At 44.2% G+C, this 13393-nt stretch carries 13 protein-coding genes; 9 read left to right on the forward strand and 4 right to left on the reverse strand.

The window, feature by feature from the left end; all coding sequences use genetic code 11:
- Nucleotides 1–4 precede the first annotated feature (4 nt).
- From VIM89_RS05950 to VIM89_RS05975, 6 genes are all read left to right on the forward strand, one after another.
- On the forward strand, nucleotides 5–1219 hold the full coding sequence (locus tag VIM89_RS05950) for an HD domain-containing protein (RefSeq protein WP_488155219.1): 1215 nt from the start codon (nucleotides 5–7) through the stop codon (nucleotides 1217–1219).
- Between the two features lie 61 nt (nucleotides 1220–1280).
- A complete protein-coding gene (gene lpxD / locus VIM89_RS05955) occupies nucleotides 1281–2324 on the forward strand; it encodes a UDP-3-O-(3-hydroxymyristoyl)glucosamine N-acyltransferase (protein ID WP_488155220.1) in 1044 nt (347 codons plus the stop codon).
- Between the two features lie 99 nt (nucleotides 2325–2423).
- Nucleotides 2424–3836 (forward strand): bifunctional UDP-3-O-[3-hydroxymyristoyl] N-acetylglucosamine deacetylase/3-hydroxyacyl-ACP dehydratase, encoded by a 1413-nt coding sequence (locus tag VIM89_RS05960; RefSeq protein ID WP_488155221.1) that lies wholly within the window; start codon nucleotides 2424–2426, stop codon nucleotides 3834–3836.
- Nucleotides 3833–4615 (forward strand): acyl-ACP--UDP-N-acetylglucosamine O-acyltransferase, encoded by a 783-nt coding sequence (gene lpxA, locus VIM89_RS05965; protein WP_488155222.1) that lies wholly within the window; start codon nucleotides 3833–3835, stop codon nucleotides 4613–4615. Before VIM89_RS05960 ends, lpxA begins: the two co-directional genes overlap by 4 nt.
- Before the next feature lie 178 nt (nucleotides 4616–4793).
- Nucleotides 4794–5414 carry an ABC transporter ATP-binding protein gene (locus VIM89_RS05970; RefSeq protein ID WP_488155223.1) on the forward strand — a complete coding sequence of 207 codons (621 nt, stop codon included), beginning with the start codon at nucleotides 4794–4796 and terminating at the stop codon, nucleotides 5412–5414.
- 277 nt (nucleotides 5415–5691) lie between these two features.
- Nucleotides 5692–6024, forward strand: coding sequence for a hypothetical protein (locus VIM89_RS05975; protein ID WP_488155224.1), 333 nt, complete (start codon nucleotides 5692–5694; stop codon nucleotides 6022–6024).
- Between the two features lie 191 nt (nucleotides 6025–6215).
- Here VIM89_RS05975 and VIM89_RS05980 read toward each other — a convergent pair whose 3' ends face one another.
- Nucleotides 6216–6764 (reverse strand): DUF922 domain-containing protein, encoded by a 549-nt coding sequence (locus VIM89_RS05980; protein ID WP_488155225.1) that lies wholly within the window; start codon nucleotides 6762–6764, stop codon nucleotides 6216–6218.
- A gap of 16 nt (nucleotides 6765–6780) precedes the next feature.
- A complete protein-coding gene (locus VIM89_RS05985; RefSeq protein ID WP_488155226.1) occupies nucleotides 6781–7719 on the reverse strand; it encodes an SPFH domain-containing protein in 939 nt (312 codons plus the stop codon).
- Between the two features lie 94 nt (nucleotides 7720–7813).
- On the opposite strand from VIM89_RS05985, the gene VIM89_RS05990 reads away from it, so the two are divergent.
- Complete coding sequence (locus VIM89_RS05990) at nucleotides 7814–8002, forward strand: hypothetical protein (RefSeq protein WP_488155227.1); 189 nt, start codon at nucleotides 7814–7816, stop codon at nucleotides 8000–8002.
- A 150-nt stretch (nucleotides 8003–8152) separates the two neighbouring features.
- On the opposite strand, the gene VIM89_RS05995 is transcribed toward VIM89_RS05990, so the two are convergent.
- Together VIM89_RS05995 and VIM89_RS06000 are read right to left on the reverse strand one after the other, a co-directional pair.
- Nucleotides 8153–9283 carry a CapA family protein gene (locus VIM89_RS05995; protein ID WP_488155228.1) on the reverse strand — a complete coding sequence of 377 codons (1131 nt, stop codon included), beginning with the start codon at nucleotides 9281–9283 and terminating at the stop codon, nucleotides 8153–8155.
- A gap of 54 nt (nucleotides 9284–9337) precedes the next feature.
- On the reverse strand, nucleotides 9338–9949 hold the full coding sequence (locus VIM89_RS06000) for a C40 family peptidase (protein WP_488155229.1): 612 nt from the start codon (nucleotides 9947–9949) through the stop codon (nucleotides 9338–9340).
- A 350-nt stretch (nucleotides 9950–10299) separates the two neighbouring features.
- Here VIM89_RS06000 and pdhA point away from each other — a divergent pair, with 350 nt between their 5' ends.
- Both pdhA and VIM89_RS06010 read left to right on the forward strand, forming a co-directional pair.
- Nucleotides 10300–11295 (forward strand): pyruvate dehydrogenase (acetyl-transferring) E1 component subunit alpha, encoded by a 996-nt coding sequence (gene pdhA / locus VIM89_RS06005; RefSeq protein ID WP_488155232.1) that lies wholly within the window; start codon nucleotides 10300–10302, stop codon nucleotides 11293–11295.
- 39 nt (nucleotides 11296–11334) lie between these two features.
- The gene (locus VIM89_RS06010) at nucleotides 11335–13017 is read left to right on the forward strand and encodes a dihydrolipoyl dehydrogenase family protein (RefSeq protein WP_488155230.1); all 1683 of its coding nucleotides are present in this window, start codon (nucleotides 11335–11337) and stop codon (nucleotides 13015–13017) included.
- The last annotated feature ends 376 nt before the right edge of the window (nucleotides 13018–13393 follow it).

Raw genomic sequence — 13393 nt, forward strand, 5'->3', positions numbered from 1 at the left:
CCCCTTGAATAAAAAGAAAATCATAAACGATCCGGTATACGGTTTTATCAGTGTTCCCACAGAGCTGATATTCGACCTTATCGAGCACCCGTACTTCCAAAGACTACGTTATATTAAGCAGCTGGGAATGACCCATTTGGTGTATCCAGGCGCTTTGCATACCCGCTTCCATCATGCTTTGGGAGCTATGCATTTGATGGGTCTGGCCATTGAAACTTTATGCAATAAAGGTCACCAGATAACCGATGAGGAAGAGGAAGCAGTAACCATAGCCATACTATTGCATGATATTGGTCACGGGCCGTTTTCTCATGCCCTTGAGGAAACCATTGTCGAAGATATTTCGCATGAGGATATTTCAACCTTGCTGATGAATAAGCTGAATGTTCAGTTCGACGGACGTTTATCTATGGCGATTGAAATATTCAATGGAACTTATCATAAAAAGTTTTTGCATGAACTGGTGTCGGGTCAGCTTGATATGGACCGGATGGATTACCTGAACCGTGACAGCTTTTTTACAGGCGTTTCGGAGGGTGTAATCAGCTTTGACCGCATCATTAAAATGCTGAATATTTCAGGCGATCATATCGCTGTTGAGGAGAAGGGTATTTATTCCATTGAAAAGTTCCTTATAGCACGCAGGTTGATGTATTGGCAGGTGTATCTGCATAAAACAGTTATTGCTGCCGAACTATTATTAGGTAAAATATTAAAACGTGCACGTGAGCTTGCATTAGGTGGTAAAGAACTATTTACTACGCCTGCCTTAGAACATTTTTTAGTGAAGAAGATCAGCAGGCAGGAATTCATCAGCCAGGATCATCACTTAGAAATTTTTGCGTCCCTGGACGATACCGATATCATGTCGGCTATAAAAGTTTGGACGCAATGCGATGATCCGGTGCTTTCCACATTGTGTAAAATGATGATGCAGCGTCGTCTTTATCATGTCGAGATCAGCAACAAACCACCGAGCAAAGCATTGATAAACAAACTGATTAAGAAGGCAGAAGCCAAATACCCAATAGCCGACTATTTTGTATTTACGGATACCATAAGAAACATGGCTTATAAACCGGGCGATGGAAGCATCCGTATTCTGATGAAAGACGGATCGTTACAGGACATCGCGAAGGCCAGCGATAATTCCAACCTGGAAGCATTGGCCCGAACGGTAAAAAAGTACATTATTTGCTATACCAAAGACCTTTTATAAACGTATTGAGGCTGATAGATTTATACTTTGCGGCTTCAATTATAACACTTAAATTTGCCCGATGCAATTTACTGCACATGAGATAAGTTTACTGCTGAACGGAACTGTAGAGGGCGACCCCCAGGTGACAGTGAGCCGCTTAGCAAAAATAGAGGAGGCCACCACCGGCTCTATTTCTTTTTTAGCCAATCCAAAGTACGAGCAGTATTTGTATACCACCGATGCTTCCGTAGTGCTGGTCAACAACGATTTTGTTGCTGCCGAACCGGTAAAAGCAACCCTGATCCGCGTTGAAAATGCCTATAGCGCTATTACTGTTTTACTCGAAAGATATAATACCATCAAGCTAAATAAAAGTGGAATTGAGCAACCAAGTTTTATTCATCCAACTGCTAAAGTGGGCGATGATTGTTATGTCGGTGCTTTCGCTTATGTTGGTCCGGGTGCAAGAGTAGGCAATAAATGCAAAATATATCCGGGTGTATACATTGCAGATAATGTTGTGCTGGGTGATAATGTAACCCTGTTTCCGGGCGTTGCAGTTTACTTTGATTGTGTGATTGGCAATAATGTGATTGTGCATTCAGGGGCTATTATCGGCAGTGACGGTTTTGGTTTTGCACCGAATACGGATGGCACTTATTCTAAAATTGCACAAATAGGAAATGTGGTATTAGAGGATGATGTGGAGATCGGCTCGAATACGACAATTGATCGCGCTACGATGGGTTCGACCATAATCCGCAAAGGTGTTAAGCTGGATAACCTGATCCAGATAGCCCATAATGTAGAAATAGGCGCTAATACCGTTATCGCTGCTCAAACTGGCATATCGGGTAGCACTAAGATAGGTGAGAATGTAATCTTAGGCGGGCAGGTAGGTGTAGTTGGGCACATCACCATAGCTAAAGGGACACAGGTACAGGCGCAGTCGGGTATTAGCAGAACCATTACCGAAGAAAATAAGAAATGGATGGGTTCTCCGGCGACCTACTACAGCGATCATATGCGTTCGCAGGTAGTAACAAACCGTTTGCCGGAGTTGGAAAAGAAAATATCAGAATTAGAAAAAGTGATTGCCGAATTGAAGAAGGACGCTCACTAGTTCATTGGCTCATTGGTTTATTAGTCCTTTAAGGCTAATAATAAACTATTATTATACCAATGAACAACTGAACTAATGAACTAATGAACGCTGTTAAAAATGAACGTAAAACAAAGGACTATTAAAACGCCCGTATCTGTTTCGGGCACCGGTTTACACACAGGCGAAAAGGTAACAATGACCTTTAACCCTGCCCCTGAGAATCATGGTTACAAATTCAGAAGGGTAGATATACAAGGTTCGCCGGTTATTGATGCTGACTGTGATAATGTGACTGATACTTCGCGCGGAACAACCATTTCGCAAAACGGCGCCAGCGTTAGCACTATCGAACACGTGCTGGCTGCGTTGGTGGGGATGGAGATCGATAACGTGCTGATCGATATGGATGGTCCTGAAACGCCGATCATGGACGGTAGTTCGATCCAATTTGTCGATGCGCTGACAGCGGTTGGCTTTTTAGAGCAAGACGCTGACCGTGAATACTATCATATTCCTTATAATATTCATTACTCGGAGCCAGACCGTAAGGTGGAAATGGTTGCTATGCCATTGGATGATTACCGCTTTACCTGCATGGTTGATTACAACTCACAGGTTTTAGGTAGCCAGCATGCCAGTATTTCAACGATATCTGAGTTTAATAAAGAGATTGCCTCCTGCCGTACTTTTTGCTTTTTGCATGAGCTGGAAATGTTGTTAAAACATAACCTGATCAAAGGCGGCGACCTGAACAATGCTATTGTGGTGGTAGATAAAGATGTTGATGATGAAGAACTAGCTGGCCTGGCTAAAATGTTTAATCGTAAAGACATCAAAGTTGCCCCTCAAGGTATTTTAAACAATATCGAATTACGTCATCAAAATGAACCGGCACGCCACAAGTTGCTGGATATGATAGGTGATTTGGCGTTGGTAGGTGTTCCTTTAAGGGGACATATCATGGCGGCGCGTCCGGGTCATGCCGCGAATGTTGCTTTTGCGAAGAAGATCAAAACGCTGATCAAAAAAGAAAGAAGCCGCAAGCACATTAAATTATACGATCCGAACGCTAAACCGGTGTATGATACCGTTGATATCATGAAAATTTTACCACACCGTCAGCCTATGCTGCTGGTTGATAAAATTTTAGAGATCAGCAAAAGCCACGTTGTGGGGTTGAAAAACGTAACGATGAATGAAGAATTGTTTGCGGGCCATTTCCCCGGACAGCCTTTGTTCCCGGGTGTGTTGCAGATCGAAGCAATGGCGCAAACCGGTGGTATTTTGGTATTGAATACGGTGCCTGATCCTGAGAATTATATTACGCTGTTCCTGAAAATTGAGAACGCGCGGTTTAAGGATAAAGTGACTCCTGGTGATACGATCATTTTCTATTGCAACCTGATAGCGCCTATACGTCGCGGTATTGCACAAATGAAAGGCATCGGTATGGTTGGATCGAGGATAGTGGTTGAGGCCGAACTGATGGCACAGATAGTTAAAAAGACAACTGAAGATAAAGAAGCATGATACAACCTTTAGCATATATACACCCGCAGGCCAAAATTGCCGACAACGTGGTGATTGAGCCTTTTGTAACCATACACAAGGATGTGGAGATCGGTGAAGGCACCTGGGTAGGCTCAAACGCCGTGATCATGGACGGTGCGCGTATCGGTAAAAACTGCCGCATTTTCCCGGGCGCTGTTGTATCTGCTCCACCTCAGGATTTAAAATATAAAGGCGAACCAAGCACAGTTACAGTTGGCGATAACACTACCATCCGCGAATGCGTAACCCTTAACCGTGGTACCGCATTGGATAAAAATACTACCACCATAGGCAGCAATTGCTTACTGATGGCTTACGTTCACGTTGCGCACGATTGCGTGATTGGCGATAATGTGATCATTGCCAACTCGGTGCAATTAGCCGGGCACATCAATGTATATGATTATGCTTTTATCGGTGGCACATCAGCCGTTCATCAATTTGTTGAGATCGGTACGCATAGCATGATCTCGGGTGGTTCATTGGTACGTAAGGATGTTCCTCCGTTTACTAAAGCTGGTCGTGAGCCTTTGTCTTATATCGGCATCAATTCAGTAGGCTTGCGAAGAAGAGGTTACTCAGCTGCGACCATTAACGAGATACAGGAAATTTACCGTATCATCTTCCTGAAGAAATACAATGTGAGCAAAGCTTTAGATATCATTGAAGCTGATTTCGCACCGACCGTTGAACGCGACGAGATCATTAATTTCGTATCGAACTCTCAGCGGGGTATTATGAAGGGATTCGGTATTTGAGTTGGCAGTTTGCGGTTGGCAGTTCGCAAAACCTACTTGACAGTTTGCAGTAGACGGTTCGCAGTTGACATGAAAATCCAGCAGAAGCTCGAGTATTTAAATCATCATCCTGCAAACTGACTACTGTAAACTGCAAATTGAATAACTGCCCACTGCAAACTAATAACTGCAAACTGAAATGAAGATCACCCTCCAGAACATAGGCCGCCGTTTTAACCGCGACTGGATATTCAGGAACATCGACTATTCGTTTACTTCGGGTGAAACTTATGCTGTACTCGGGCCGAATGGTTCGGGTAAATCTACTTTACTACAGGTACTGAATGGTAGCCTTGCACCGTCAACCGGCGACATCAAATATTTTCTGAATGATAATCCGCTTGAGGTGGATACCGTTTTTAAGCAGGTCAGTCTTGCTGCGCCATATTTGGAGCTGATCGAGGAATTTACAATGGATGAGATGACAGATTTTCATTTTAAATTCAAATCGTATCGTGCCGGAATGAATAAAGATGCAGTGATCGATCTGCTTAACTTACAGGGTGGACGGAATAAGATGATCAAATATTTCTCATCCGGGATGAAACAGCGTTTGAAATTGGCTTTGGCCTTTTGTTCGGATACACCTATGCTGATGCTGGATGAGCCAACTTCAAATCTTGATAATCAGGGTGTGGATTGGTATCTTAACCTGGTTCAACAATTCGCGGCTGACCGTCTTACTATTATTTGCTCTAACCAGCTCCATGAATACAGCTTTTGTAAGCATCAGCTGAATATTTCGGATTATAAGAAGTAACCCATCTCTTTCCGACGCTAGCGGGGTCAAATGTTGGTAGCTACACGAAACGAACCCATAGCCGTGCCGTAGGTACGGAACAGGTTGCATACCTACGGCATGCTAAATTGATTGTTATTTAATGTCTACCAACATTTTGCGCCGATGGCGCATAGTTATGATGGAGTATCAATGATGCTATTTCATTAAATCTGTATTTTTTCTGTTACGTGCCATAAGTTGTTAAACCTCAGTTATTTGGCAGTGTCGAAATGATAAATCATTAAATCTCACTGTTATGAAAAAGCTTGGATTTTCTCAACTTTTCCTTGCCGGCTGCATTTTTCTTTCTTCATGTTCCGGCGTAATGTATCTCGGCGATCATCTGCCTGCATCCAATTCGGTACAAGTTTATTATGATGCCAAAGATGTAAAGCAAAATTATAAGGTCATCGGGCACTTAGCGGGCGGCCAATCAAGCAGTACCGACCTGGAATCCGTCAAAACGCAAATGATCGAAAGGGCCAAAAGCATAGGCGCTGATGGTATCATTTTCGTGGAATTATACGCCAAACCTGGTAGCTCGGAGGAGGCATCGATTAAGGCGGATGCGATCAAATTTGGTAATTGAGGAAGCAACCCAACTATATAAGACCCCATGGGGGTCAAATGTTGGTAGTAGCCACGCAAAAACCACAGACCGTCCCGTAGGTACGGAACAGGTTGCATACCTACGGCATGCTAAATGGTTTATTGTTTTATGTCTACCAACATTTTGCGCCGATGGCGCATGGTATAACAAATTCCATTTGCGAAGAAGCATCACCCTTCATCACCCTGCGGCATATATTCCAGCTTGCGCTGAAAATATTTGTTCCAGCTGTTTTGCTGCACGCGGTTGGTCATGTGCTGGGTATCTTCGTCGTAATCCTGGTTGAGCTGCTTGTATTTGGCATCTATGCGGTCGAATATCTGTTGGGCCTGGTACTGGTAATTTGAGCCAAATACTGTTTTACCCACTTCGCGCAATAGTTCCTGTTGCTCCAGGTAGGCGATGATATAATGACCTTGTTCATGCTTTAAAACTTCGGAGAGCATTTCGGATGAAGTGATATTCCCTTTATCCATCCACGAACGGTCGCGGTTTACTTTTAGATTGATATTAAAGTAGAGCTGGTAGTAGCCATTCCTTTTGTAAGCCTCATATTTAAAATCTATGCTGCAATTGGTATAAGCTATCACACCTGAATTGCGGTGGGGCGTTCCTCCAAAATCATTAACGGTTAACAAACGGTATCCTTGTGCATGAACTACCAATTTGCATGCGCAAAGCAAAGCTACGCATATCACCCTCATAAATATCAACCTCATGTATTAAAGTAAAATTTTACTTTTTGACTTTATCCTGGTGCAAAAGGTTTAAAGCCATTACTTCTTTCATTGTCCGCTCCATCCCATCTGCCGAACCATCCAAAAAGATCACATTGCCCTGTGAATGTTCCGAGAAATGTTTAATGGATTCCGTCCACATCGTAAACAATATTACCGATGTATCCATGTGTGCGGCTTCCATCTCTTTTGCAGCGGCAGTCATACCCTTTGCTACTTCCTCGCGGAACAGGGCAATACCCTGACCTCTTAATTGCGCAGCCTGCCTTTCAGCCTCCGCGGCGATCTTTATTGCATTACCTTCTGCTTCCGCGGCTTTGGTTTTGGTGATCAATAAAGCCTGGCCTTCATTTTCGGCAGCTGCCTTCAGGTTGTTGGATGCTACTACCTGGCTCATGGACTTCATTACCGCATCATCAAATGTGATATCGTTCAACTGCAGATCTTGTAAGTGATAGCCCCATGTTTCCAGCACAGTATCCAATTGCTCTTTTACGTGTTCAACAATATCCTTTCGCAATACCAGCACGTCAGCCTGTCTTTTGGTAGCCACATAGGCCCTTATCGATCCTTCAATTGTACGTATGAGGGCCTGCATCAGGTTACGCTCGTCAACAAATTTAAATGCTACATTTTTGATCGTCTCTTCGCCCTGGTCGAGCACCGAATAAAGTAGCATCGCCTTGAAGTAAACATTAGCCTGGTCGACAGTCACCGCCTGGAATTCCAGCTCTACAGAGCGGTTCTGAATTGATATACGGGAATAGATCTGTTCGATCAAAGGCAGTTTCAAATTTAGCCCTGGTTTGAGTATGCGGCGGTATTTGCCAAAGACCGTAATAACGGCGATAGTGCCTTGTTTTACGGTCACAAATGATGAGAAGAATACAATGATCCCGAAAAAAATAATGATGTAAAATATTATCTGCGCAGCCATAATTAATGTTTTAGGTTAACTAATATAGGTTTTTTATTTTTTGGTGCACTATTTGTTTTTATAATTCACAGTAAACCAACATCTACTCAAAATCATGAACTTGAAACGCATCTTCGGCGCAATCCTCACCGTTTTGGGAATCATCGGATTGATCTATACCGGCGCCAATATCATCGATCATACGGCCCATTTCACCACCCTTGCCGTGGTAGGGATTATTTCGTTATTGTTTTTCTTCTCGGGAATAGGGTTGGTGAAGACTACGGCTGATCAAACTAAATAATTTACCGTCATGATGTCCGTTGATTAGCGGATCGGCACCCCATCTGAAAGGTATGAGATAAAAAGGTCTGCTACATGCAAATCGCAGACTAAGCAAGCGTGAATGTCCTGTGGGGTGCTGAAATAAATTCAGCATGACATATTTTATAAATCAATCAGCCAAACTGATCTGTCCGTCCATATCTATGTTCAACTTCGTTTCCGGAAAATCGGACTCGGTGAGGGTTTTGATGCGTTGAACAACACGATTAGCAGTATCACGGGATAAACCCCTCTCATGGGTTTGACGGAAGGCGATAATATTACCATTAAGGAACTCGCCCCTTTTGTTCAGGTATACTTTTAATAGCGGAGCCATACCGCATACCCCAGTTACGCTTACGCTTTTATAGGTACAGAAATTACCGAGGCTATAGGCTATCAATCTACCTTTATAGGTTTCCATTGCACGGCTTACATGCGGACCGTTTCCTAATACAATATCGGCCCCTGCATCAACAGCATTATGAGCGAATTGGTGAACATCACCCCGTTTAGCATTCAGGTAGGATTCCATTTTAAAAGGCACATGTTCGTATTGTGCACCTTCGGCCCCGCCATGGAAGGATACGATCACCACGTTGCATTGCTCTTTCAATTTGCTGATGATCCGCCTTTGGTTGATTGAATCTAACAGATGTACGGTACGTGAATTTGGTGAGAAGGCACAAAAGCCATATTTAATGCCATTCCGCTCGAATATAGTTGTAGGGCAGGTTTCAAGACCTGCGTAATGAATGCCGTTATCAGCCAAAGTCCTGATGGTGCTTACACAGCCTTTGTTATCAAAATCGGTGATGTGATTATTGGCTACGCTGAGTAAGTTGAAGCCTGCATCTTTCAATACTTTACCATATTGTGTAGGCATTCGGAAAAGATAGCCTGTCTCTAATTTCTTTTTGTGCGAATCCGGCATGCCTGAATCCAATAGTGTGCCTTCCAGGTTGCCGAATACTACATCGGCTCCTTCAAAATATTTTTGTGCTGATCTGAAGCTGCCTTTTGCGCTGTCGGATGGCAGTTTACTGCTGTCGGGATAGGATGATCCCAGCATGATATCGCCTACTGCTGCTATGCAAATGGTATCACGCAGACTATCGCGCTTTAACCTTGGAGCATCGGATTTCTTTGCTTTTGTTTTATGATTTACGGCGCTGCTATTGGCCATAGATGATGCCTGCTCGCAGCTTTGTGCCAGCATCATCACGATAAAGCCCATGAAAACCCAATCAAAAAATCGCATTATCAAAAAAAAATCCTTCCGGTTAAGAAAGGATTTCAACAAATATAAAAATCTTTACTGCTTATCAGCCGCTGCCGGATCGCCGGTGCCTACATTGGTGGTGCCATCCGGTGATGCTTCCAATTCTTTCTTGAACACATCCAGCAAACGACCGCCTTTATAGAAGTAGCGGTTGTAATAACCATCGTCCAAACTGCTGATCGCCACACCACGTGATGAAGCGTGAGCAAACTTGCCATCGCCTAAATATATACCAACGTGGCTGATGCTGCGGCTGTGTATCTTAAAGAAAACCAGGTCGCCCTGCTGCAAATCGTCTTTACTTACAGGATTAACCATGCTGAAAATATCACGCGAATTGCGTTTGATAGTCAGGTTGAAAACTTTGCTGTATAATTCTTTTGTGAAAGCTGAACAATCGATGCCTTTGCGCGAGTCGCCGCCGAAGTGGTAAGGGGTACCTACCCAGTCGTACACAAATTGAAAAAGCTTGATATTGGAGGTAGTTGACACTGCAACACCCATTATTTGCGAGAAATATTCTTTAATCAAACCATCCTGCTCATCGTTGGGCTTGTCTTGTGTTGGTGCCGTACTTGTTTTTGTTTGTGCCTGAGCAGCAATCACACTCATACACAATACAATAGCCAGGATAATTTTCTTCATTTAATCATTAGTCTTTGTTGTACACAGGGGGCAACAAGTGCTATTTTTTCCGAGTTATTAACATTCGGTGACGTGCAAAACTATCTTTAATTTTGATAATTACAAATTAATGACACCTTTTTTTCCAATCTCGTAATGGTCTTATACGTATAAATTTTTCGTTTAGTTACGACGTTAAGTAATTTAACTAATTGTTTAACAGTCAACTAACTATATATCGGTGTAATTTTTACGCAATATTAAAATCTTCACAACAAATTCGTTGCAGTTTCGATTTTTTCATGGATATAATTAGATTTGCGCTTCTTAATGGAAAGAGAGCTTTTACACACATGAGTTCAACCGAAATAATGAGTTCAATCGAAATAACAAAAGACACCTACCTGATGTGGTATGAGTCTATGCTGCTGATGCGCAGGTTCGAAGAGAAATCTGGCCAGCTATATGGTCAGCAAAAGATACGTGGGTTTTGCCACCTGTACATTGGCCAGGAAGCTGTAATGGCTGGGGCTATGTCGGTATTGAAACACGAGGACAGCATGATCACCGCTTACCGCGATCACGCGCACGCCCTGGCTAAAGGTACATCACCTAATGCTGTAATGGCCGAGCTATATGGTAAAGCAACCGGATGCTCAAAAGGAAAAGGCGGATCAATGCATATGTTCGATAAAGAAAATAACTTTTACGGTGGTCACGGTATCGTAGGCGGTCAGATCCCGCTGGGTGCCGGTATCGCATTTGCCGAAAAGTATAAAGGTACTGATGCGGTATGCTGCTGCTACATGGGCGACGGCGCTGTTCGCCAGGGTGCATTGAACGAGACCTTTAATATGGCCGCCCTTTGGAAATTGCCGGTGATCTTCATCTGCGAAAACAATGGTTACGCCATGGGGACCTCGGTTGAACGTACCACCATCCAAACCGACATCTATAAATTAGGCTTGCCTTACGGTATCCCTTCGTCACCAGTTGATGGTATGGACCCGGTTGCGGTTCACAACGCAATGGATGAAGCCGTTTCACGCGCACGTGCCGGTGAAGGCCCAACCTTCCTGGAGATGCGTACCTATCGTTATAAAGGTCACTCTATGTCAGATCCTCAGAAATACCGTACCAAAGAAGAGTTGGAAAGCTATAAAGCCAAAGACCCTATCGACGCGGTAAAAGCTGATATCCTGGAAAAGAAATATGCCGACGAAAAATGGTTCGAGGAAATGGATGAGAAGATCAAGAACATAGTTGACGAGTCCGTTCGTTTCTCGGAAGAGTCGCCATGGCCTGAGGCATCAGAACTATACACCGATGTGTATGTTGAGCCGAACTACCCTTTCATCAGGGACTAATTATTATTCTAATCTTATAAACACTATACAATTAATAGTATGGCCGAAGTAGTAAAAATGCCAAAAATGAGCGATACCATGACCGAAGGGGTATTGGCCAAATGGCATAAAAAAGTTGGTGACCAGGTGAAATCAGGCGATGTATTGGCCGAGGTGGAAACTGATAAGGCCACTATGGATTTCGAGTCGTTCCAGGACGGCACCTTATTATATATAGGTGTGGAAGAAGGCAAGGCTGTTCCGGTTGATACGGTGATCGCTGTTTTAGGTAAGGCTGGCGAGGATTATAAGCCAGCGTTAGATCAGAGTAGCAGTGGCAGTGGCAGTAGCAGTCAGGCCGCTGAAGAGAAAACTGCATCTGCGCCTGCTGAGACACCTGCTGCTGCAACTGCTACTGCCACTAAAGAATCTGCTCCAAAGGTAGATACATCAAATATACCCGCTACTGTTATAAGGATGCCGCTACTGAGCGATACCATGACAGAGGGCGTGATACAGAAATGGAACTTTAAAGTAGGCGATAAAGTAAAGGCCGACGACTCGCTGGCCGACGTGGAAACCGACAAGGCTACCATGGAGGTTGTAGGTTACGAAGCCGGTACCTTATTATATATAGGTGTAAAAGAAGGCGAAGCCGCTCCGGTAAATGGCATCATTGCTATTGTAGGCAAAGAAGGAACTGATATTACTCCTTTGCTGCAAGGCGGAGGGGGCGAGGCGCAAGGCGGTCAAGCTGAACAATCAGCACCTGCTGCCGAAGCTGCACCTGCTGAAACCACTTCAACCAATACAACTGCTACAACCAGTTCAACGAGCGACGATAGTCGAGTAAAAGCATCTCCGTTAGCACGTAAAATAGCTAAAGAAAAAGGCATCAACCTGAATGATGTTAAAGGCACTGCCGAAGGCGGCCGTATCATCAAGAAGGATGTTGAGGACTTTACGCCATCTGCTAAACCGGCTGCTGCCGCTGCAACAAGCGCACCTGCTGCCGAAGCTCCTAAGGCTGAAAAAGCAGTGGTGATACCACAATACGTTGGTCAGGAGAAATATACCGATAAGCCGCTTACCCAGATGCGTAAAACCATCACCCGCCGCTTGTCTGAGAGCTTTGTGATACCGCACTTCTATCTCACTATTTCTGTTGATATGGACCAGGCTGTTGCCGCCCGTACCAAAATGAACGAGGTAGCGCCGGTGAAACTATCCTTTAACGACCTGGTATTGAAAGCCTGCGCCGTAGCCCTGAAACAACACCCTGTGGTAAACTCCTCATGGATGGGCGAAAGCATTCGCACCAACGAGCACGTGAACATTGGCGTAGCCGTAGCGGTTGACGAAGGCCTGCTGGTACCGGTGGTTCGTTTTGCTGACGGTAAATCGCTTACGCAGATATCTGCCGAGGTGAAAGACTTTGCCGGTCGCGCAAAAGCCAAGAAGCTGCAACTGCCGGAGATGGAAGGTTCAACCTTCACCATATCTAACCTGGGCATGTTTGGCATCGACGAGTTTACCGCCATCATCAACCCTCCGGGAGCCTGCATACTGGCCGTAAGCGGCATACAGCAGATACCGGTAGTGAAGAACGGCGCCGTAGTACCAGGCAACGTAATGAAACTAACCCTCACCTGCGACCACCGCGTAGTAGACGGAGCCACAGGCGCAGCCTTCCTGCAAACGCTGAAAGGGTTGCTTGAAGAGCCGGTTAGAATTTTGATTTAATTAAGACCGGATTCGGGAAGACCGAAAATCCGCAAGAATATAAAGCGATGGGTTGAGAGCCTGTCGCTTTTTTTGTTTTGAAATGAGAGTGCAATGGGTGTCACACTGAGGCTCTCGAAGTGCGGTGCGAGGGGCTTACTGCATATTGTCTGAACCATGACTAGTTTTACCCACTTGTCATGCTGAACGCAGTGAAGCATCTATTCCGTGAAGCTGTTGGGGACTCAAGATATGTAGGAAGCAGATTCTGGCATTTATATACAAATCTAACCAAATTATTGCGGGGTTTATTGATCCTTTGTTAGTGAATTATTTATTTCTCCTATAATGTACAGAATACCTTCTATAAGAAGGGAAAGTATTGATATTAAACCAA

The organism is Mucilaginibacter sp., assembly GCF_036568825.1.
GTDB lineage: Bacteria > Bacteroidota > Bacteroidia > Sphingobacteriales > Sphingobacteriaceae > Mucilaginibacter.

Excerpts from the sequence above, each read along its gene's own strand:
- lpxD (WP_488155220.1), top strand. The coding sequence starts at position 1,281 with ATGCAATTTACTGCACATGAGATAAGTTTACTGCTGAACGGAACTGTA.
- VIM89_RS05960 (WP_488155221.1), top strand. The coding sequence starts at position 2,424 with ATGAACGTAAAACAAAGGACTATTAAAACGCCCGTATCTGTTTCGGGC.
- lpxA (WP_488155222.1), top strand. The coding sequence starts at position 3,833 with ATGATACAACCTTTAGCATATATACACCCGCAGGCCAAAATTGCCGAC.
- VIM89_RS05970 (WP_488155223.1), top strand. The coding sequence starts at position 4,794 with ATGAAGATCACCCTCCAGAACATAGGCCGCCGTTTTAACCGCGACTGG.
- VIM89_RS05975 (WP_488155224.1), top strand. The coding sequence starts at position 5,692 with ATGAAAAAGCTTGGATTTTCTCAACTTTTCCTTGCCGGCTGCATTTTT.
- VIM89_RS05980 (WP_488155225.1), bottom strand. The coding sequence starts at position 6,764 with ATGAGGTTGATATTTATGAGGGTGATATGCGTAGCTTTGCTTTGCGCA.
- VIM89_RS05985 (WP_488155226.1), bottom strand. The coding sequence starts at position 7,719 with ATGGCTGCGCAGATAATATTTTACATCATTATTTTTTTCGGGATCATT.
- VIM89_RS05990 (WP_488155227.1), top strand. The coding sequence starts at position 7,814 with ATGAACTTGAAACGCATCTTCGGCGCAATCCTCACCGTTTTGGGAATC.
- VIM89_RS05995 (WP_488155228.1), bottom strand. The coding sequence starts at position 9,283 with ATGCGATTTTTTGATTGGGTTTTCATGGGCTTTATCGTGATGATGCTG.
- VIM89_RS06000 (WP_488155229.1), bottom strand. The coding sequence starts at position 9,949 with ATGAAGAAAATTATCCTGGCTATTGTATTGTGTATGAGTGTGATTGCT.
- pdhA (WP_488155232.1), top strand. The coding sequence starts at position 10,300 with ATGAGTTCAATCGAAATAACAAAAGACACCTACCTGATGTGGTATGAG.
- VIM89_RS06010 (WP_488155230.1), top strand. The coding sequence starts at position 11,335 with ATGGCCGAAGTAGTAAAAATGCCAAAAATGAGCGATACCATGACCGAA.